A 19436-nucleotide genomic window follows, 5' to 3' on the forward strand; every position below is an offset into this window, starting at 1 on the left:
GTGGATGTCGACCTTCTGGTGCACCGTGGCCCCTTCACCCTCGATGTGAGTGTCTCGGTCGCGCCGGGAGAGACTCTCGCACTGCTGGGCCCCAACGGCTCGGGTAAATCAACCATGTTGGCGGCGATTGCGGGCCTGCTGACTCCGGATCGCGGCACGATCGTGGTCGGCGGGAAGGTGCTGACACAGGTATCAGACGCATCGGACGCATCAGACGCATCGGGGCGCAATAGTCAGGTGCCCGCTCACCGGCGTCGGATCGGGTTGCTCGGCCAAGATCCGCTGCTGTTTCCCCATCTCAGTGCGCTCGAGAATGTCGCTTTTGGGCTGCGCTCGCAGGGGATAACGGCGTCGTTGGCGCGGGCACGTGCCCGGCAGTGGATTGAGGATGTCGGGCTGGCGTCGTTTGCGGATCGCCGACCGGCAGAGCTTTCCGGAGGGCAACAACAGCGCATCGCTATCGCCCGAGTGCTGGCCACCGAACCCGACGTGCTGCTGTTCGACGAGCCAATGGCAGCGTTAGATGTGCAGAACGCGTCGCTGGTGCGCACGCTGTTACGCGAGCGCCTCGCCGAACGCCATGCGGCCCGCCACGCCACCGCTGCGGGGCGCGGCACCGGTCGTAGCTCAGTTGCGCCCGCCACCATCGTCGTCACGCACAACGTCGTCGACGCACTCGTGCTCGCAGACCGTGTTGCGATTCTTGATCGGGGTCGAATCATCGACATCGGTGTTGTCGCCCGGGTACTGGGCCAACCGGCAAACCTGTTCGCCGCCACCCTCGTCGGCCTCAACCTGATCGAGGGAATCGTTGAAACGCCAGAACTGGTGCGCACACCAGACGGCCGCCGATTTTCGCCCGAAAACCGACTCCCCCCGGTCGGCACAGAGGTTTCTGTCGTGTTCCCGCCGTCTGCGGTAACGGTGAGTTCGGTACGAGCTGCGACCGGCGCCACCGCGCCCGCGATGCCCAATTCGTGGCGCGCAACGCTCGAACTGCTTGAGCCCGGAGTCAATGGGATCCGGCTGACTTTCTGCAATGACACGGTTGCTGCAGAGGCGCCGCCCACACAACTGCTGGCTCAGCAACTGTCTGCAGGTGACGATGTCACAGCATCCATCGATCCCGCCGCTGTCACGGTCTATCCACGCCAGTCGGCAGTACCGAAAGTCCCGGCAGTACCGAAAGTCCCGGCAGTGCCGAAAGTCCCGGCGGTGCCGAAAGGGCCCGGCAAGGCTCTGCCGTGAGGCGTGTTTGGTAGAGTTCGCGCATGCGCGTGACACGGCTCAGAGTGTACCCAGTGAAATCTTTTGCCGGCAGCGATGTCGATTCCGCCAGGGTAAATCCGTGGGGGCTGGAGCAGGATCGCCGCTGGGCGCTCGTCGATAGCGCAGGTGACACAATCACGGCCCGCGCGCACAATCAGCTGCTGGGTCTCACCGCCCAGACCCTTAGGGACACGGTGCTGCAGGTCTCTGATCGCGACGGGGGAGTGGTCACCGTCGACATGCGGGACGGCGGGGAGACCACCGCCGTGAACCACAGTGGTCAGGGCACAGCGGTGGCTGCGCCTGCTGAGATCAATCGCTGGTTGAGCGAACGCCTAGAGCTGGGAGTGCGACTGGTGTGGCAGCCCGATCCGACGGTGCGATCCATTGCCAGCGAGGATGGCGGCGAGGCGGGCGATGTCGTATCGCTTGCGGATGCCGCACCGCTACTTCTGGTCGCGGAGTCATCACTGCGCCAACTCGATGACTGGACAGAGCAGCAAACTGAACCGTTGGATGTGGTGAGGTTCCGCCGCAATGTCGTCATTGATGGCGCTGAACCCTTTGTTGAAGAGAGCTGGTCGGGCGTCACGATTGGCGATGTGCGGTTTCGAGTCACGATGATTTGCGACCGCTGTGTGATGACCACGGTTGAGCCGTCCACCCTGGTGCGCGGCACGGAGCCGATTCGAACTTTGGCGGCGCGTCGCAGACGGGACAACAAAACGTGGTTCGGCATCCGTCTCACTCCGCTTGATCCGGGTCGAATTCACTTGGGAGATCAGGTGCAGGTGCTGGGCGCGGAGCAGGTGCAGCCGCAGGTGCAGGCCCAGGGCGCGGAACTGCGGAGAACCGAGTGATAGACGCGCGGGGGCGACCACTGCACGACATCCGCTTCTCTGTCACGGATCGTTGCAACTTTCGCTGTGTCTACTGCATGCCGAAAGAGATTTTCGGGCGGGACTACGCTTTCATGCCGCGGGATGAACTGTTGAGCTTTGAAGAAATCACCCGACTGGCACGGCTCGCGGCGGCGCACGGTGTCGAAAAAATTCGGTTAACCGGTGGCGAACCCCTCCTGCGCAAAGGGCTGCCCGACCTCATTGCCATGCTTGCCGAACTCAGAACGCCAGCCGGTGAAGCGCTCGATTTGGCGGTCACCACCAACGGTTCGGCCCTCGCCTTCTTGGCGCAGGATCTGAAGGACGCCGGCCTGAAGCGGGTAACGGTGTCACTCGACTCTCTCGACGATGCGACCTTCCGCTCGATGAACGATGTCAACTTTCCGGTGAAGAACATCCTCCACGGGCTCGACGTCGCCCAAAAGGTGGGGCTCGGGCCCATCAAAGTGAACATGGTGGTGAAGAAGGGCCACAACGATCAGGACATTGTTGCCATGGCGCGCCACTTCACAGACACCCCGGTCATCCTGCGCTTCATTGAATACATGGATGTCGGTACCACCAACGGCTGGCAGGTGGGCGAGGTCGTGCCCTCGGCCGACGTCATCGCGCGCATCAACGCCGAGCTCCCCTTAGAAGAAATTGAGCCCAACTACACCGGTGAAACGTCGCAGCGCTGGCGCTACCGTGACGGTGGTGGAGAGATCGGCGTAATCTCAAGCGTCACCCAGTCGTTCTGCCACTCCTGCTCTCGCGCCCGAATCTCGGTCGATGGAAAGCTCTACACCTGTCTGTTTGCGAGCTCCGGGCACGACCTCCGGGCTCTGATGCGTGATGGATGCTCAGACGACAAGCTGTCGGCTGTCATGGCACAGATCTGGCGCGACCGAACCGACCGCTACTCAGAGCTACGGTCACTCAATACCAAACGACCCACTGACGGTACCCAGAAGATTGAGATGTCCTACATTGGTGGCTGACATGACCCTGCACGTACGCTATTTCGCGGCAGCCGCCGATGCTGCTGGCAGGGACGAAGAACAACTCGCAATTGAGGATGGCGCGACCTTGAACACACTCAAGGTGATGCTCATTGATCGCTACGGCGAGCTGATGCAGCGCGTCGTAGAGTCGGGCTCATTCCTGATTGACGGTGTTGTGCGCCGCGACCCAGCGGAATCGGTCGGTTCGCGCGTCGACGTACTGCCTCCGTTCGCCGGCGGTTAGGGCGACGCTTCTACAGCCCCACCCACTCGGCGGTTCCATCGATAAGCCTTTGGCGTTTCCAGATGGGTACGGTCGATTTGATGCGTTCGACAAGAAGTTCGCACGCGTCGAAAGCCTCACGGCGATGCGCAGCTGCCACGGCGGCGACCAGAGCAACGTCACCAATCTCAAGGTGACCGGTGCGATGTGCCGCAGCGATTGCCAGCCCCGTTTCGACCGCCACCGCAGCGCAGCATTCGGCCAAGATTCGCTGTGCTTCAGGATGCGCCTGATATTCGAGCGATCGCACACTTTCGCCACCGTCGTGGTTGCGCACCACGCCCGAGAACAAGACAACCGCACCAGAGGCGGGCGATTCGACCGCGCGTCGTATCGCGGATTCATCGATCTCAGTCTCCGTGATGACCGCCACACGCACGAGTTCGTTGGTGTCCATTTTTTAGTACCTCGCCAGCGCAGGATCAATTGTCTGGGCGTAATCGTCGATGCCGCCCACCAGATGGCGGACGTTGCTGAATCCGGCGTTTTGCAGCAGGTGGAGGGCGTGTTCGCTCCGCGTGCCGTGGTGGCAGAACAGCACAACAGGAATGTCCCGGCGGATTTCGTCGAGGTGGCTTTCTAACTGACCCAGCGGGAACAGCTCCGAGGGCTCGATTGTCACGATCATCCGTTCGAACGGCTCTCGAACATCAATCACCTGGAGGGGATCGCCAGCGTTGAGAAGCGAACTGAGCTCGCTGGAGTCGATGGTGTCGCTGGAGCCTGCTATGTCGCTCGCATCTCTCGCCACTCCGCAGAAGACTTCATAGTCAATCAGCTCCGTGATCGGGTTCACGTCACTGCTTGCGGCGTATTCAACTTCGCGGAATCGGCCAGTGAGTGCGTCGTAGGTTGTCACCCTGCCAATGAGGGGCTCGCCGATTCCCGTGAGGAGTTTCACGGTTTCCGAGCACATGATGGCACCGATTAGGGCGCACACGGACGGCAAAACTCCCCCCTCGGCGCAGGACAGCACAGTGCCTGGTGCGGGAGGCACAGGAAAGAGATCGCGATAGGTGGGGCCGTGACCGACCCAAGCGACACCGGCTTGGCCCCCGTAACCGAGGATCGCCCCCCAGACCAACGGGATCCCCGTGATGGCGGCCGCATCATTCACCAGATAGCGCGTCGCGAAGTTGTCGCTGCCATCAAGCACCAGATCGTAGCCCGCAAATAATTCGAGCGCATTAGTTGAGTCCAAGTGAACGCTGTGATGGTGAATCTTAATGTCAGGATCAATTCGGGCCACTGTTTCGGTGACAGAATCAAGTTTGCTGCGTCCAACATCCGCAATTCCATGGGCGAGTTGGCGATGCAGGTTTGACAGCTCCACCACATCAGTGTCGATCACACCAATGGTGCCGACGCCCATTGCCGCCAGCGCAGGAACAGTGGCGCTGCCGAGCCCGCCAGCGCCAACGACGAGCACTTTCGCGGTGCTGAGCCGCTGCTGCGAGGTCTCACCGAAATGAGGATTAGCAAGCTGACGCGAATAGCGAATCAGGCGTTCTGAGCTGAGCGAGGCAGTCATTATTTCGTGGTGCCCGGCTGGGGTGCACCGGCCCGGTTCGCCTCACACTCAGCCGCGAGGGCCGCGGCCGGCCCAGAAAATGCTGGATCCTCGCGCGTGACGAACACTGCCGCGCCGGCATGGTCAAGAAGGCTGTGACCATCTACCTGAAGCGATGCTTTGGCAATGGACCCTAATCGGGAGGAGCGACCTCCGGCGAGTACCGCTTCATCGATCAGCATGCAGCCACTCTAAGCGACGGACTCGAAAGCGCCATCGTCCGACAAGGGGGAAGATTCCTCGGCCTGCTCTCTTGCCCCTGTTGGGCTAACTTTTCGCGTGGGCCAGTTCCACCCCTGCCCCACCAGATGGTTGATGGACATGGGACTGGACTGCAATGATCCTCGCCCCAATGACACTGCGTTGATGAAGTTGACGTTCTGCACGCCGTTCACGGCGTATCTGTTTACGATATGGGGGTGAGCGCAAACAAGTCGGACACCGACTCCCACAGCGACGGGAGAGATGAGACTGCAATAGAACGCAGCGACCGCAACTGGACCGAAATCTTGCCAGAGCTGCGCGTCATCCAGACAGGCACACAGATCCTCACCGGCTTCCTGCTGACCCTCGCTTTTCAGCCCCGCTTCACCGAACTCGACCAGCATCAGGTCGAGCTCTACCTGGCCTTAGTGACCGTAGCAGTGCTCGCCACAGTGCTCGCACTCACACCCGTGAGCCTGCACCGCGCCCTCTTTGGGCGTAGATCTAAACCGCGATTGGTGACGTTATCCGACCGACTGCTCAAGATCACCCTCGTGGTGGTTTCGTTGACAATAACGGGCACAGCGATGCTCATCTTTGATGTGGTTGTTGGTCGGGCGGCAGCACCACGGCCGGCACAGACATGAGCGCGCCGTTGGCAGGAATCCGAGTCGTCGATTTCTCTCGAGTGCTGGCCGGGCCTTACGCGTCGATGATGCTGGCCGATCTTGGTGCCGACGTGATCAAAATTGAGTCGCCCTCCGGTGATGACACCCGATCGTGGACACCGCCGGTCGATGACTCGGGCAGGGGCACATACTTTTCGAGCGTTAACCGCAACAAACGGTCAATCATCTGCGATCTGAGGGATCCGGAAGGTGCGGCTGAAGCCCGCCAGCTTGCGCTCAGCGCCGACGTGTTAATTGAGAACTTTCGCCCCGGAACTATGACACAGTTCGGGCTGGGTTGGGACGATCTTGAGGCCGAGAACCCATCGCTCGTCTACTGTTCGGTGACCGGTTTTGGCTCTGGCGAGGGCGCCCACCTCCCCGGTTATGATCTTCTCGTTCAGGCGGTCGGCGGCGTGATGAGTGTTACTGGCGCTGCCGACGCAGAACCCACCAAGGTTGGTGTGGCACTGGTCGACGTGATCACCGGCCAAAACGCGGTGGTGGGCATCCAAGCGGCGCTGCGGGTTCGCGATCGCACCGGTGTTGGTCAACGTGTCGAGGTGAACCTACTTTCGTCCCTGCTGTCTGCGCTGGTCAATCAGGCGTCGGCGGCGCTCAACACCGGAGTGTCACCCCAGCGGATGGGCAACGCTCACCCGAGCATCGCGCCGTACGAAACGTTCACCGCTCAGGATGGTCCGTTCGTGATTGCCGTCGGCAACGATGGTCAATTCCGGCGGCTTGTTGGTTTGCTCGGGTTGGCGGAACTGGCAGGTGACCCGCGCTTCGCACGAAACGAAAACAGGGTCACAAACCGCGGCGAGTTGCGAACCATTCTTGAGAGCCGATTGTCTGCCGAGAGCGTTCAGCACTGGGTGCATACCATGACGGCGGGAGGGATTCCGGCGGGCCCGGTCAATGACGTCGGTCAGGCGATCGCATTCGCGGAAAGTCTCGGGCTCCCAGCGGTGACCGAGATAACGAGCTCCGGCCGCACCAGTAAACAGATCAGCAATCCGATCACTCTGTCACGCACCCCCACACAGTATCGGCTGGTGCCGCCAGACCTCGGACAACATCAGGGCGCCGCTTGGCTACCTGCAGAAGGGACATCATGACCGCGAACTCCGTTTCAGAGACCCTGCTTGGGTTGGATTCTTTGCTCACCGAGGAAGAACGCCGCTGGCAGACGAAAGCTCGAACTTTTGCGTCGGACCGGGTGAGCCCGACGATCGAAAAAGACTTCGAAGACGCAGTCTTCCGACGCGAGTTTGTAGCCGAACTCGGCGCCCTCGGCATGCTCGGAATGCACCTCACGGGGTATGGAACGGCCGGCGCGAACGCCACCAGCTACGGCCTCGTCTGCTACGAATTGGAAGCCGCCGACACTGCCTGGCGCACCTTCGTGTCGGTGCAGGGTTCGTTGGCTATGAGTGCGCTGGCCTACTTTGGTTCAGACGAGCAGAAGGAGCAGTGGCTCGGGTCGCTGGCATCCGGGGCCTCGATTGGATGCTTCGGCCTCACCGAACCCAGCGGTGGCAGCGACCCTGCTGCGATGCTCACCCGCGCCACACGATCGGGCGATGACTGGGTGCTTAACGGCTCTAAGCGGTGGATCGGTCTCGGCAGCGTTGCTGATGTTGCCATCGTGTGGGCCCAGACCGATGAGGGTGTGCGCGGCTTTGTGGTGCCGACAGACACCCCCGGATTCCGGGCCGTGGATATTGAGAGCAAGCTCTCGCTGCGGGCATCAATTCAGTGTGATCTTTTCTTCGACGACGTTCGCCTCCCCACTTCGGCACAGTTGCCGGGAGCGCGTGGACTGTCGGCGCCGTTCCGCTGCCTGAACGATGCCCGGTACGGCATCGTCTGGGGCGTGATGGGGGCGGCGCGCGATTGTCTCGATGTGGCCATCGAGCGTTCGAAGACCAGAGAGGCGTTTGGTAAGCCGATCGGCGCGATGCAACTCACGCAGCTGAAGCTTGCGGATTCATTCGTTGAGTATGAGAAAGGGATGTTGCTCGCACTTCATTTGGCGAAGCTAAAGGATGCGGGTGCGCTCACCCCCGAGCAGATCAGTGTTGGCAAGCTCAACAACGTTCGCGAAGCAATTCGTATCGCGTCGACGGCCCGCAGCATCCTGGGGGGCGACGGGATCACCGGCGATTTTCCTGTCATGCGCCACATGAACAACTTGGAGTCGGTGCGCACCTACGAAGGTACTGACGAGATCCATACGCTGGTGCTTGGTCGCGCGCTCACCGATCACGCTGCGTTCCGGTAACGCCGGTGCGTGCAGGGCGGCCCAGGTTCGTCATTTTTTTATGGAGCTTCGGCTTAAGATATTCGCATGGCAACTGACGCGGGAGCGGTAAAAAATGAGCGGGTCCGCACCGCATCCGACTCGCAGCACGCGAGCAACCTGGTGACTGCACGAAGCGAATGGCGTTACGCGTTTCGGCGTGCGTTTCACGGGTTCATGCGGCACCGCGGTATCGATTCTGCCGCCACACTCGCCTTTTTTTCGGCGCTCGCCATTCTCCCCGCGGCGCTGGCCGTGGTGTCCGCTTTCGCGCTAGGGCAGGGTAAAGATCAGGCGGCAGAGACCGTGCTCGACCTTGCAAAGGAAGTGCTGCAACCGGACACGGTTGATGTTCTCAAAGAACCACTCACCCAGCTTTTCTCCATTAGTAGCCCCGGTATTGCGCTCGCGATTGGGATTGCCCTCAGTGTGTGGTCAATGTCGAGCTACGCCACCGCGTTCGGGCGGGCCGCGAACAGCGTGTATGAGGTTCAGGAGGGGCGGCGACTCGTGAAATTCCGCGGAACCATGCTGATCCTTTCCGCATTCCTCCTTGCTGCGTTCGCCGCCATCACCGTGCTTCTGCTCACCACAACAAATGTGGCCACGGCCATCGGAGACGCGATAGGCGTTGGCGAACCCTGGGTCGCTGTGTGGTCGTTCGGGCGCTGGCCGGTGCTCGCGGCTCTGCTCACGGTCATCATTGCGGTGCTCTACTACTACACCCCCAACCTTCGACAGGAACGGCTGCGGTGGATCAGCCCCGGGGCGGTCTTCGCCATTGTTGCGTGGGGAATTTCCACCGCAGCTTTCGGTTTCTATGTCTCCACTATCGCGAACTACGATCGTGTGTATGGGTGGCTCGGTGGGGCGCTCGCCCTCCTCATCTGGCTGTACATCAGCAATTTGGCCCTTGTTGCCGGTGTTGAGGTGGATGCCGAATTCACGCGTCTGCGCCAGTTGCTTGCGGGGATCCCCGCCGAGAACACCGTGCAGTTGCCGTTGCGCGATACCGCCCGCAACTTGATTTTGGCGGAACGGCTGGCGGCGGATGAGGCTAAGGCAATTGCGATTCGGGAACGCGATACCAGCACCGGGTCAGACGCGAAGTAGACCGGCCCCGCAGCGAGGCCCGGCTCGCGTCGAGATTAGCCCGCGGCAACTAGTGTCACCTGCACGATGCGGTCGTCGTTCTTGCGTGGTTCGCCTCGACCGTCCGTGTTGTTGGTGAGCGCCCACAGACTGCCGTCGGGCCCTGGTGTGACATCGCGGATGCGACCGAACGTTCCGGCGAAGGCGGCTTCGGGGGCGGCTGTCGCATCATCGGCGCTAATTTGCCAGAGCCTCTCGCCGCCGAGCCCGGCCATGAAGAAGGTGCCCCCTACGAACGTGAGTCCACTCGGGCTGGCGTCATCGGTTGCCCACTGGTGGGCGGGCGACTCAAAGCGAGAATCCGAGGAATCGCCTTCCACTTCCGGCCACCCATAGTTGGAGCCAGCGTCAATGATATTTAACTCATCCCACGTGTTTTGGCCAAATTCTGCCGCCCAGAGTTGTCCGTCAGCATCCCAGGCGAGGCCTTGTGGGTTCCGGTGCCCGAGCGAGTAGATCAGCGACCCCGCAAAGGGGTTATCGGCCGGAACAGAACCGTTCGGCTTCATCCGCAGAATCTTGCCGTTCAGACTGTCTAAGTCTTGGGCAAGTGCTGGTTCACTAGCATCGCCGACTGTTGCGTAGAGCATTCCATCGGGCCCAAAGGCGATGCGTCCGCCGTTGTGAATGCGCGACTTCGTGAGGCCAGTGAGGATCTCGGTGCTCGCGCCGAGGGAATACGCGCCCGGCTCGCCGCCAAGGTCGAAACGAACGATGCGGTTGTCGGTGTCGGTGGTGAGATAGGCATAAAGGGAGGTGCCGTCAAGGGTGGCGAGACCGAGCAGCCCACCCTCACCGCCGGGGGCAGCATCGCCGACGATACCGACTTCTCGCAGCTGACCGACCGGCGTCAGCTCTTTCACGAGACGAGTGTCTCGTTCACTGATAAGGGTCGAGCCAGACTCTAGGCGCACCATCGACCAGGGTGCGGCGAGCCCGGAGATCACCGTCGTTGGAGTAGCGTCCGTGTCGATTGTCACCGACGTGGACGCCTCGGCGGGAGCTTCCGGCTCTGCCGCTGGCGGTCGTGGTGGTGCGACTTCTGTGGTCTGAGTGCACCCGGCGAGCAGCGCAAGCACGAACAGTGGGGCGATAAGGCTCTGGCGTAAACGCATGAAGCTATCCCACCCCACCTTCGTGAAAGTTCCCAGTATTGAGAGGTCCCAGTGTCTAGAACGAACCGGATCGTGCGCTGCCCTTAAACCCGCGCAGTCGCAGGCTGTTCATCACGACGAATACTGACGAGAATGCCATGGCGGCACCGGCCACGAGCGGGTTGAGTAGGCCGAGCATCGCGATCGGGAGGGCCGCAACGTTGTAGGCGAAGGCCCAGAACAGGTTGCCGCGGATGACGCCGAGGGTGCGCTTGGCGAGTCGAACGGAATCGGCTACGACCATCAGGTCACCGCTGACGACGGTGATGTCGCTGGCGGCGATTGCGGCATCCGTTCCCCCACCCATCGCAATGCCGAGGTTGGCGGCTGCGAGGGCGGCGGAGTCATTGACGCCATCACCGACCATGGCCACAACACGACCCTCGGCCTGCAAACTGCGGATGACATCGAGTTTGCCCTGCGGGGTGATGGAGGCGTGCACGTCTTCGATACCGACGGTTGCGGCGACGGATGCCGCGGCTCCCGCGTTGTCGCCGGTGAGGAGCACGGGGCGCAGGCCGAGCCGGATGAATTCGGCAATGGCATCCGCGCTGGATGCTTTTACGGTGTCGCCGACAATCAGCACGCCTCGTGCCTGACCATCCCACGCGACGACCATGGCGGTGGATCCGGCTGCTTCCGCTGTCTCGACAAGCGCGAGGGCGGCATCCGAGACCGTCTGATTCTGGTCGCTGGTGAGCCATGAGGCGCGACCCACATAGGCGACGGTTCCGTCGATGGTGGCCTGCACTCCGCTGCCGGAGTGCGCGGTGAATTCTGTTGCGGCGGGCAGGTCGAGGTCGCGTTCTTTGGCGGCGGTGACAACGGCACGGCCGACTGGGTGCTCGGAGCCAGTCTCTACGGTGGCCGCCCACGCCAGCACGTGCTCCTCGTTTTCGCCGGGCAGTACCTCGATGCCGCTGAGGCGCATTTCGCCGGTGGTGACGGTGCCGGTTTTGTCGAGCACGATGGTGTCGACGGCGCGGGTCTGTTCGAGCACCAGGGGGCCGCTGATGATGATGCCGAGCTGCGATCCGCGGCCGGTGCCTACGAGCAGTGCGGTGGGGGTTGCGAGCCCGAGGGCGCAGGGGCAGGCGATGACGAGGGTGGTGACAGCAGCGGTAAAGGCTAGTTCGATGGGCCCGCCGGCGATAATCCATCCGACAAAAGCAACAATGGCAAGGCCAAGCACGACGGGTACAAAGATGGCCGAAACGCGGTCGGCGAGGCGTTGGATGTTGGCTTTACCGGTTTGGGCATCTTCGACCAGGCGACCGAGGCGGGCCAGTTCGGTGTCGCTGCCGATGCGGGTAATTTCGACGACGAGTCGTCCGCCAACGTTGAGGGTGGCGCCGGTGACGCGACTGTCGGGCCCTACTTCGACGGGTACTGATTCGCCGGTGAGCATGCTTTCGTCGACGGCGGAGTTGCCCTCGATCACGAGGCCATCGCTGGCGATTTTCTCCCCGGGGCGCACCACAATGCGGTCTCCGACGGCTATCGCGGAGACGGCGATCCGCTGCTCGGTGCCGCCCCTGAGAACGGTGGCATCTTTCGCGCCGAGTTCCAGTAGTGTGCGCAGGGCGGCCCCCGATTCACGGCTGGCGCGAGCCTCAATGTATTTGCCGAGGAGGATGAACACGGTGACGGCGGCGGCGACCTCAAGATAGATTTCGCTTGCGCCGCCGTGGGGCGTTCCGAAGAACGTCATCGTCATGTTCATTCCGGTTTCGCCTGCACCCCCAAAGAACAGGGCGTAGAGCGACCAACCGAATGCGGCCAAAACACCCAGGCTGATGAGGGTGTCCATGGTCGCGGTGAAGTGGCGGGCATTGGTGGCGGCGGCCCGGTGGAAAGGCCACGCTCCCCACACGGCAACGGGCGCCGCGAGGGTGAGGGCTAACCACTGCCAGTACGTGAACTGCAGCGCTGGGATCATCGACATCAGCACGACGGGAATCGTGAGGGCGGTGGAGATCAGGAGTCGGCGCAGCAACTGCTGGGCCCAGTCGTCGTTGGTGGTCGAGGCGTCGGCGCTTGTATCAGCGCTTTCGCGTTCATGAAGGGGAACGGGGATGACAGCGCTATACCCCGCAGCCTTCACCGTTTCGATGAACAAATCGGAATCGACGCCCTCGGGTGCCCGAACGCGAGCTTTCTCGGTGGCATAGTTGACGGTGGCTTCGACGCCGGGGAGCTTGTTGAGTTTGCGCTCGATGCGGTTGGCGCAGGAGGCGCAGGTCATTCCGGTGATGTCGAGTTCGACATCCAAAAGGTTGACGCTGCTGGATGCCGCGGTCTGGTCGGTCATCAGAGGCTCTTGACGAGCGTGTAGCCGGCCTCCTCGATTGCGGCGCTGACGGTTGTGTCGTCAAGGGGGGAATCGGAGGTGACAGAAACGGTGGAGGCTAGGCCCGAGGCGAGGTCGACGGTGACGGCGGTGACGCCATCCACTTCGGTGAGTTCTTCGGTGACGCTGGTGACGCAGTGGTTGCAGGTCATGCCTTCGACGAGGTAATCGGCGGTGTGTGACATTGGTTCTCCTTTGATTGCAGCAGGCGCGAGGCGCGAGCGAAAGTTGTTGTTAGGAACGCACGAGTCGCGCGATGGCGGCACTTGCTTCGCGGATCTTTTCGTCGGCGACGGCACCGCCTTCTCGGCTGGCTTCGGCGACGCAGTGGCTGAGGTGATCATCGAGCAGGGCGAGCGCCACAGTTTCGAGAGCTTTGGTCGCGGCCGACACTTGGGTGAGCACGTCGATGCAGTAGGTGTCTTCTTCGATCATGCGGTGGATGCCGCGAACTTGACCCTCTGCGCGACGCAGGCGTTTGAGTAGCTGCTCCTTGTTGTCGTTGTAGCCGACCATGGTGCGCCTCCTGAAGGTATACCCCTATGGGGTATACCTATTACACGCCTTGCGTGCGGGAAAGTCAACCGGCAGGGGTCTACCTGCTGAAGTATTGGGTGTGACTTGTGGTTCGGAGCTGTGGTTATCCGCGGATGGCTTTATAGATTTTCTCGCGCAAGTCGCGCCACAGGTGTGTCTTGGATTGCAGTTGTTCGAGTGGTTCGCCGTTGAGAAGGATGCCAGGGGACGAGGAATTGATGGTCATGACGTGGTTGGCGAATTGGTTGGCGGTGTTCGCTGAATTCTTGGCGGTTGATGTCAATGCGGTTCGCGAAGTCTCTAGGCGGCGGGTGGCTGAGGTGGCAACAGTGTTGGCTTTGGCCATGATGTTGTCGCGGTGAACAGCGAGCGCTTTGGCCGCATTCATGACGATTGCGAGTACGGCGAGGACAGCGGTGACGGTGAGGGGGACCACAACCTCTTCTGGGCGACTGGGAAATGGGAGCTCGGCGCGTCCGGCAAATATGTTCTCGATGATGCCGCTGGTGCCGCCGCCGGCAACGAAGGTGGTGTATGCGTCAGCGAGCAGTCCGGAGACTGCTCCGAGGATGGTGGCGATGGCGCCAACGACGAGTGCGAATAGAAAGTCGCTGCCGCGACTGACGGGGCCGCGTGAGCCTAGTGCGAAGAGTGGAAATGCCGCAAACATCCCTATTGCGGCGACTGCGGCCGCGAGCCCGGTCCCCAGCAGGCCGACGATGACTGCTGCCGCAATGGCGAGCGGTATTGCCAGCACTGAGAGGAACGCGCCGAGGGCGAAACTGTGGGGCTTCCTGTAAGAATCTGACACTGTGGCGACCTCCGATCGCACTGCAACGGCAGCTTTGCGTTAGCTTCCAGAGTAGCTTTATGCCGGCCTACCGTCACGATTATTTGCTGGGAGCTACCCGCGAAGCGCGAGGGCGAAGGGGAGCACGGCTTCTGCGTCAGCTTCGCGGAGTGCCTTGGCTGCGATGGTGAGTGTCCAGCGGGAGTCGACGAGGTCGTCGACGAGCAGGATGGGGCCGTGGGCTAGTGTGGCGCCGTCTGCGCCAGAATCGGTGCCGAGACCTGTGCCACCGACCCATTCGAATTGCCCCCACACGCTGGCGAGCCGGTAGGCGCTGTTGCCGCCGGGTTCGCCTTGCGGTCCTGCGCCTGTGAGGGAGAGTGGCCCGAGGTAGGGAAGTTTGCCGGCCGCTGCGAGCCCTTCGGCGATAGACGCAATCAGTTGGGGTCGGCTGCGTGACGGCATCGAGACCACGGCAACGGGGCGGGCATCCCAGTTCCAGTCGGCGAGTACACGCACGCAGGCGGCGATGAGTTCGGGGGTGGCCGGGGCATCGGGGGTACCGGCGGCGAAGAGGGTGCGGAGGGTTCCACCCCAGCCGAGGTCGGTGAGGCGAGCGAGGGCGCGGCCTTCGGAGGCGCGTTCGTTGGGCGCGATGCGTCCGCGCACGGGCACGCCGAGGCGGTCGGCGCCGGTGGGCCATTGGGCGCGGGGTTCGATGGGCACGCCTACACGGTCGAGGGTTGCGGTGGCGCGGGTGGTGGCATCCGTGGCTATGTCGGTGGGGTACCAGATGCCGGCGCAGTTGTCGCAGCGTCCGCAGGGGGTTGCGGTGTTGTCGTCGAGGGCGCGTTGCAGAAATGCCATGCGGCATCCGGCGGGGCCTTCGGGCAGGCGTTCGTAGTCGATCATGTTTTGTTGTTCGGTGCGTCTGGCGGCGGCTACTCCGGCGTAGCGTTCGGCGTCGTAGACCCAGGGTTGACCGGTGGCGACCCAGCCGCCTTGGACGCGGGCGACGGCTCCGTCGACGTCGAGCACTTTGAGGAGTAGTTCGAGTGGGGTGCGACGCAGGTTGACGCGTGCTTCGAGTGCTGGGGTGGAGACTGCTTTGTCTCCGGATGCTGCGGCGGCAGTGAGTTCGGCGATGACGCGTTCGGCGCGCTCTTGGTCGGGCATGGAGGAGGTAGCGAAGTATTCCCAAATGTCTGCGTCTTCGGGGCCGGGCATGAGCAGTACGTCGGCGTTGTCGGTGGCACGCCCGGCACGCCCGACTTGTTGGTAGTAGGCGACGGGGGAGGAGGGTGCACCGAGGTGGATGACGAAGCCGAGGTCGGGTTTGTCGAAGCCCATGCCCAGAGCGCTGGTCGCGACGAGCGCTTTCACGGTGTTGTCTTTGAGGGCTTGTTCGGACTCTTCGCGTTCTTGGGGATCAGTTTTGCCGGTGTAGGCGCGCACGTCGAGCCCGGATTCGCGTAACAGCCGTGCGGTGTCTTCGGCGGCGGAGACGGTGAGGGTGTAGATGATGCCGCTGCCGGGCAGTTCGGCGAGGTGGCTGAGCAGCCAGCCGAGTCGGGCGCGAGCGTCGGGTAGTTGCAGAACGCCGAGGCGGAGGGATGCTCGTGCGAGGGGCCCGCGGATTGTGACGACTTCGGTGCTGGCAGCGTCGATAGCTTCGGTAGCGTCGACATTTTCGAGTTGCGCGGCGATGTCGGCGACGACGCGGGAGTTGGCGGTGGCTGTAGTTGCGAGCACGGGTACTCCTGCGGGCATGGCGGTGATGAGTTCGCGCAGCCGGCGGTAGTCGGGCCGAAAGTCGTGGCCCCAGTCGCTGATGCAGTGCGCTTCGTCGACCACGAGCATCCCGATGCGGCTGATCAGCGCGGGGAGCTGATTATCGCGAAACGATGGGTTGTTGAGCCTTTCGGGGGAGACGAGCAGTACGTCGACTTCGTCGTTGGAAAGCTGTTGCTGCACCTCTGCCCATTCGTGCGGGTTGGTGGAGTTGATGGCGACGGCTCGAACTCCGGCACGGGATGCCGCGGCAATCTGATCCCGCATCAGCGCCAGTAGTGGTGACACGAGCACCGTCGGCCCCGCACCTCGCCGGCGCATCAACAGCGTCGAAACGAAGTAGACGGCGGACTTCCCCCACCCCGTGCGCTGCACCACCAGCGCTCGGCGGTGCCCATCGACAAGAGTTTCGATCGCCTCGAACTGTCCTTCATGAAAATCGGCGGAGTCATTGCCGACAAGGGTGCGGAGGATGGCGAGGGCGTCGGTGCGGGTATCTGTCACCACGTCAGTGTGACAGGGGCGTCTGACGTTCCCAGCCAACGGGGCTCACAGATCCTTGGGCAATTCCTAGTCAGTCAGATTCGTGTGGAAGTAGTCAAAGAGTCCAGCCTGAACTGGCTGATCAAAATGCAAGCGCATTCGAACGACCGGGAGTGGCTTGCCGTCAGTACCGGGCATCGTAGTTTCTTGCGCATCTCGCGCGGTTGCTCTTCCGAGGTAATAATGGCCGGGCCCGTCAGCGTCGCTCTTTTTGGAGAAGACATGGATGTCGACTGCGTTCTCTGCAATTTGGGTGACGTCGGTTGTCGCCAAAGACGTTCTGCTTCGCGTGTACCAAAGCAGTGTCTGGGTATCGAGCAGCTCATCCTCATAGGCGGTGCTTGCCGACACTTCATCTGACTTGTGAAGAGTCACGAAAATTGGGCACGTGGCCGTTGCAGAATCAACCTTGTAGCCGTAGATGGTCGAGTACATGTTGCTTCGCCAGTTAAGAAGCCGGCTCGCGTCTTTGCGCGAGTACTGCCGCCCAGGAGTAAAGGGCCCTTCATCCGCGTAGCGATCAGCGATGATCCTCAACCCGGTATCGATGACGTCATCGAGATGCGTGCGGAAAGCTGGAGACTGACCGTAGGCATTGGCAAATACCGGGCTCAGTCGGAAAGCCCCTTCCCCATCCTCGATTGCCGGCCCATCGCTGGCGAATGCCTTCAGTTCGGATGCCGTATTGAACTTGAGTGTGAGGCTTCGCATGGCAGCTAGCACAAGAGCGTCAGTACTCGGCCTCCCTGCACCAGCGAGCACTGCAGAAGCTTCCGCCGCGTTCAGATGGCCGTCGCTGAGGAGTTGCCGAAGCAGCAGCAACTCGTGCGGTCGCTTTGCCGTAAGCAATTCTTTGGAGACAACAGTGAGCGCTCGCGATTGCTGGGAAGAAAGCTCGCTCTCCGCAATCTTGACCTTGGCGAGCAGCTCCGGATAGTTGCCCACTTTGGTGGCGAGAACCACGGGATCGACAGATTCGAACCGCAAAAAGTCGACGAGCAGCGGAGTGTGACCGACTCGATTCCGCACCGATTCGATGGCGGTTTTAAGGTTCTGAAGGCTGTCAAGCTTTACGGTAGCCAACGATCGAAGCACTCGCTCTTGAGCAATCCGGTCAAACCGCACGCTGGAAAGTCCGGCGAGTACTCCCTTTTCTTCCGCAGCGATGAGATTTTTTCGTAGCGACTCCTTATTGAGTGAATCATCGCCGAACAGCGCGATCGGGATGAGGTAATTGTTTGCGTAGTTGCCAATGAAATCAATGACAACTAGGTACTCTTTGCCCGCAACTTTTCTTAGCCCGCGCCCCAACTGCTGAACAAAGACGATGCTGGATTGTGTTTGTCGGAGCATGATGACTTGGTTCACCGAGGGGATATCGACACCCTCGTTGAAAATATCGACGGTCAGTACGTAGTCGAGATCTCCCGCTTCAAGGCGATCGACAACCCGTTCACGAGTCTCAATAGAGTCCTGGCCCGTCAGTGCCACAGTGCGCAGCGGGCTCCCGCGAAGAGACCGTAGGTTAAGGGCCACGGAGAGTGCGTGCGCCTCCTCCTTGCGGCTGCAGAAGATCAGCCCGCGAGGACTCACTCCTGCCTGGCCGTAGGTCTCAATCGACTTGAGGATGTGGTCGACTCTCTCCGCGAGTACGAGCTGCGACAGCGGAGTCACCGCGGTGGTGCTGACACCCTCGGTGAAAGTGATGTCGGCGACCCCGAAATAGTGAAACGGTGCCAGCATGCCCAACTCGAGCGCTGAGTTCAGCCTGATCTCGTAGGGCACGTTGTAGTCGAAGAGCTCAAAGATGTTTTGGCCGTCCGTGCGTTCAGGTGTTGCGGTCATCCCCAACAAGAATTCCGGATGGAAATGGTCGAGGACTCGAGTGAAGCTCTCTGCGCCCGCTCGATGAACTTCGTCGATGAGTATGTAGTCGAAAGCCTCGGGGTGCAGGCTGTCAAGGACGTGTTGTTGGGAGAGCGTTTGCACCGTTGCGAATACATAGCGCCGATCAGGTTCCCGGCTGTTTCCCGTGATTTTGCCGAAGTCTGTTCTGGGAGCATCCAGCACTCTCTGAAACTCCGTTATTGCTCGGTCAAGGATTTGCTCTCGGTGTGCGATGAAGAGCAGGCGTTGAGGGTTTACGGCGTGAACGTCAAGCGCTGAGAGGATCGTCTTTCCCGTTCCCGTTGCCGAAATAACGAGAGCGCGATCTTTTTGGGCTGCACGAACTGTTGCGATTGCACTCAGCGCGTCAACCTGCATGACGTTCGGGGTGATCGTTCCCACGGTGTGAAGTTCGTCTTCGGCAGCATCAGTGCGCGATGGAACCCTGGCGTTTCGGGTGGGAGGAACATAGCCGTCTGCATAGTCGTCGATCCACTTTTGCGTGAGCGGCATCGAATTGAAGAGTTCCTCGTCGAGCAAGTTTGTGAACTGTTCAGCGAGGTCACTTTCGCGTGCGGCAGAGACTCGAAGGTTCCATTCGTGGTTGCTCGCAAGCGCGCTCTCGGTCAAGTTCGAACTACCGAGGATTGCGGTGATGCCGTCTGGCTGCCGAAACACGTAACCTTTCGGATGAAACGCAGTGTCCTTATGAATTCGAACGTCGATCCCAAGGTTTTCAAGGTTGAGCAATTCGGCGAAGGCGCCGGGAGAGTTGAAACCGAGGTAGTCAGACGTGATGATTCGCCCGACGCCGACAAAATCGATCAACTCTTGCTTTAGGAGGGCGATCGCGCGGGGCGGAACAAAAGCTACCGAGAAGGTGAATGACGAGGCGCGCTGCAGTTCATGGCGCAGCGCTCGGAGCATTGAGTCGGTTTTAGTGTTGAGCACCAGGTGCGGGTGAAACTTTCGCGGGGAGTTCACCTTCCTGTCGACGTAGCCGAAATCGATGTCTTGGCCAAAGGGCTCTAGGTCATTCAGATTCATC

General features: G+C 61.4%; 19 protein-coding genes. 8 read left to right on the forward strand and 11 right to left on the reverse strand.

Annotated features, from left to right (window positions below; genetic code table 11):
• Positions 1 to 1248, forward strand: coding sequence for an ABC transporter ATP-binding protein (locus FB472_RS09505; RefSeq protein WP_170192077.1), 1248 nt, complete (start codon positions 1 to 3; stop codon positions 1246 to 1248).
• Here the strand turns inward: FB472_RS09505 and FB472_RS14700 are convergent.
• Positions 1143 to 1388: a thiocillin family RiPP gene (locus FB472_RS14700; RefSeq protein WP_141991536.1), complete on the reverse strand. Its 246-nt coding sequence runs from the start codon at positions 1386 to 1388 to the stop codon at positions 1143 to 1145. The genes FB472_RS09505 and FB472_RS14700 overlap by 106 nt on opposite strands.
• Between FB472_RS14700 and FB472_RS09515 the strand changes: the two genes are divergently transcribed.
• Genes FB472_RS09515 through FB472_RS09525 form a run of 3 tightly spaced genes read left to right on the forward strand, consistent with a single transcriptional unit; the run spans position 1272 to position 3398 of the window.
• The gene (locus FB472_RS09515) at positions 1272 to 2129 is read left to right on the forward strand and encodes an MOSC domain-containing protein (RefSeq protein ID WP_141990700.1); all 858 of its coding nucleotides are present in this window, start codon (positions 1272 to 1274) and stop codon (positions 2127 to 2129) included. The two genes, FB472_RS14700 and FB472_RS09515, sit on opposite strands and share 117 nt — an antisense overlap.
• Entirely contained in the window at positions 2126 to 3151 is a 1026-nt protein-coding gene (moaA, locus tag FB472_RS09520) for a GTP 3',8-cyclase MoaA (RefSeq protein WP_141990701.1), read from the forward strand. The genes FB472_RS09515 and moaA overlap by 4 nt, the downstream gene beginning before the upstream one ends.
• A gap of 1 nt (position 3152) precedes the next feature.
• Positions 3153 to 3398: a MoaD/ThiS family protein gene (locus FB472_RS09525; protein WP_342775551.1), complete on the forward strand. Its 246-nt coding sequence runs from the start codon at positions 3153 to 3155 to the stop codon at positions 3396 to 3398.
• Positions 3399 to 3408: 10 nt separating this feature from the next.
• On the opposite strand, the gene FB472_RS09530 is transcribed toward FB472_RS09525, so the two are convergent.
• From FB472_RS09530 to FB472_RS09540, 3 genes are read right to left on the reverse strand one after another with little or no spacing between them, the layout of a single operon-like run.
• Complete coding sequence (locus FB472_RS09530) at positions 3409 to 3834, reverse strand: molybdenum cofactor biosynthesis protein MoaE (RefSeq protein WP_141990703.1); 426 nt, start codon at positions 3832 to 3834, stop codon at positions 3409 to 3411.
• 3 nt (positions 3835 to 3837) lie between these two features.
• On the reverse strand, positions 3838 to 4968 hold the full coding sequence (locus tag FB472_RS09535; RefSeq protein ID WP_141990704.1) for a ThiF family adenylyltransferase: 1131 nt from the start codon (positions 4966 to 4968) through the stop codon (positions 3838 to 3840).
• Positions 4968 to 5189 carry an NTP transferase domain-containing protein gene (locus FB472_RS09540; RefSeq protein WP_141990705.1) on the reverse strand — a complete coding sequence of 74 codons (222 nt, stop codon included), beginning with the start codon at positions 5187 to 5189 and terminating at the stop codon, positions 4968 to 4970. Before FB472_RS09540 ends, FB472_RS09535 begins: the two co-directional genes overlap by 1 nt.
• A gap of 237 nt (positions 5190 to 5426) precedes the next feature.
• On the opposite strand from FB472_RS09540, the gene FB472_RS09545 reads away from it, so the two are divergent.
• From FB472_RS09545 to FB472_RS09560, 4 genes are all read left to right on the forward strand, one after another.
• The gene (locus FB472_RS09545; protein ID WP_215730426.1) at positions 5427 to 5858 is read left to right on the forward strand and encodes a DUF6328 family protein; all 432 of its coding nucleotides are present in this window, start codon (positions 5427 to 5429) and stop codon (positions 5856 to 5858) included.
• Positions 5855 to 7000: a CaiB/BaiF CoA transferase family protein gene (locus FB472_RS09550; RefSeq protein WP_141990706.1), complete on the forward strand. Its 1146-nt coding sequence runs from the start codon at positions 5855 to 5857 to the stop codon at positions 6998 to 7000. Before FB472_RS09545 ends, FB472_RS09550 begins: the two co-directional genes overlap by 4 nt.
• The gene (locus FB472_RS09555; protein WP_141990707.1) at positions 6997 to 8166 is read left to right on the forward strand and encodes an acyl-CoA dehydrogenase family protein; all 1170 of its coding nucleotides are present in this window, start codon (positions 6997 to 6999) and stop codon (positions 8164 to 8166) included. The genes FB472_RS09550 and FB472_RS09555 overlap by 4 nt, the downstream gene beginning before the upstream one ends.
• 66 nt (positions 8167 to 8232) lie before the next feature.
• Positions 8233 to 9297, forward strand: coding sequence for a YihY/virulence factor BrkB family protein (locus tag FB472_RS09560; protein ID WP_141990708.1), 1065 nt, complete (start codon positions 8233 to 8235; stop codon positions 9295 to 9297).
• Positions 9298 to 9332: 35 nt separating this feature from the next.
• On the opposite strand, the gene FB472_RS09565 is transcribed toward FB472_RS09560, so the two are convergent.
• The 7 genes from FB472_RS09565 to FB472_RS09595 form a co-directional block, all read right to left on the reverse strand.
• On the reverse strand, positions 9333 to 10451 hold the full coding sequence (locus FB472_RS09565) for a PQQ-dependent sugar dehydrogenase (protein ID WP_141990709.1): 1119 nt from the start codon (positions 10449 to 10451) through the stop codon (positions 9333 to 9335).
• Between the two features lie 55 nt (positions 10452 to 10506).
• Entirely contained in the window at positions 10507 to 12801 is a 2295-nt protein-coding gene (locus tag FB472_RS09570) for a heavy metal translocating P-type ATPase (protein ID WP_141990710.1), read from the reverse strand.
• A complete protein-coding gene (locus FB472_RS09575) occupies positions 12801 to 13025 on the reverse strand; it encodes a heavy-metal-associated domain-containing protein (RefSeq protein WP_141990711.1) in 225 nt (74 codons plus the stop codon). Before FB472_RS09575 ends, FB472_RS09570 begins: the two co-directional genes overlap by 1 nt.
• A gap of 49 nt (positions 13026 to 13074) precedes the next feature.
• Positions 13075 to 13356 carry a metal-sensitive transcriptional regulator gene (locus FB472_RS09580; protein WP_021809144.1) on the reverse strand — a complete coding sequence of 94 codons (282 nt, stop codon included), beginning with the start codon at positions 13354 to 13356 and terminating at the stop codon, positions 13075 to 13077.
• A 124-nt stretch (positions 13357 to 13480) separates the two neighbouring features.
• The gene (locus FB472_RS09585; RefSeq protein ID WP_215730427.1) at positions 13481 to 14188 is read right to left on the reverse strand and encodes a hypothetical protein; all 708 of its coding nucleotides are present in this window, start codon (positions 14186 to 14188) and stop codon (positions 13481 to 13483) included.
• A 93-nt stretch (positions 14189 to 14281) separates the two neighbouring features.
• Positions 14282 to 16462, reverse strand: a complete 2181-nt coding sequence (locus tag FB472_RS09590) for a RecQ family ATP-dependent DNA helicase (RefSeq protein ID WP_141990713.1) — start codon at positions 16460 to 16462, stop codon at positions 14282 to 14284.
• 66 nt (positions 16463 to 16528) lie between these two features.
• The gene (locus FB472_RS09595; protein ID WP_141991537.1) at positions 16529 to 19435 is read right to left on the reverse strand and encodes a DUF3427 domain-containing protein; all 2907 of its coding nucleotides are present in this window, start codon (positions 19433 to 19435) and stop codon (positions 16529 to 16531) included.
• Position 19436 lies beyond the last annotated feature (1 nt).

It is taken from the genome of Rhodoglobus vestalii (genome assembly GCF_006788895.1).
GTDB lineage: Bacteria > Actinomycetota > Actinomycetes > Actinomycetales > Microbacteriaceae > Rhodoglobus > Rhodoglobus vestalii.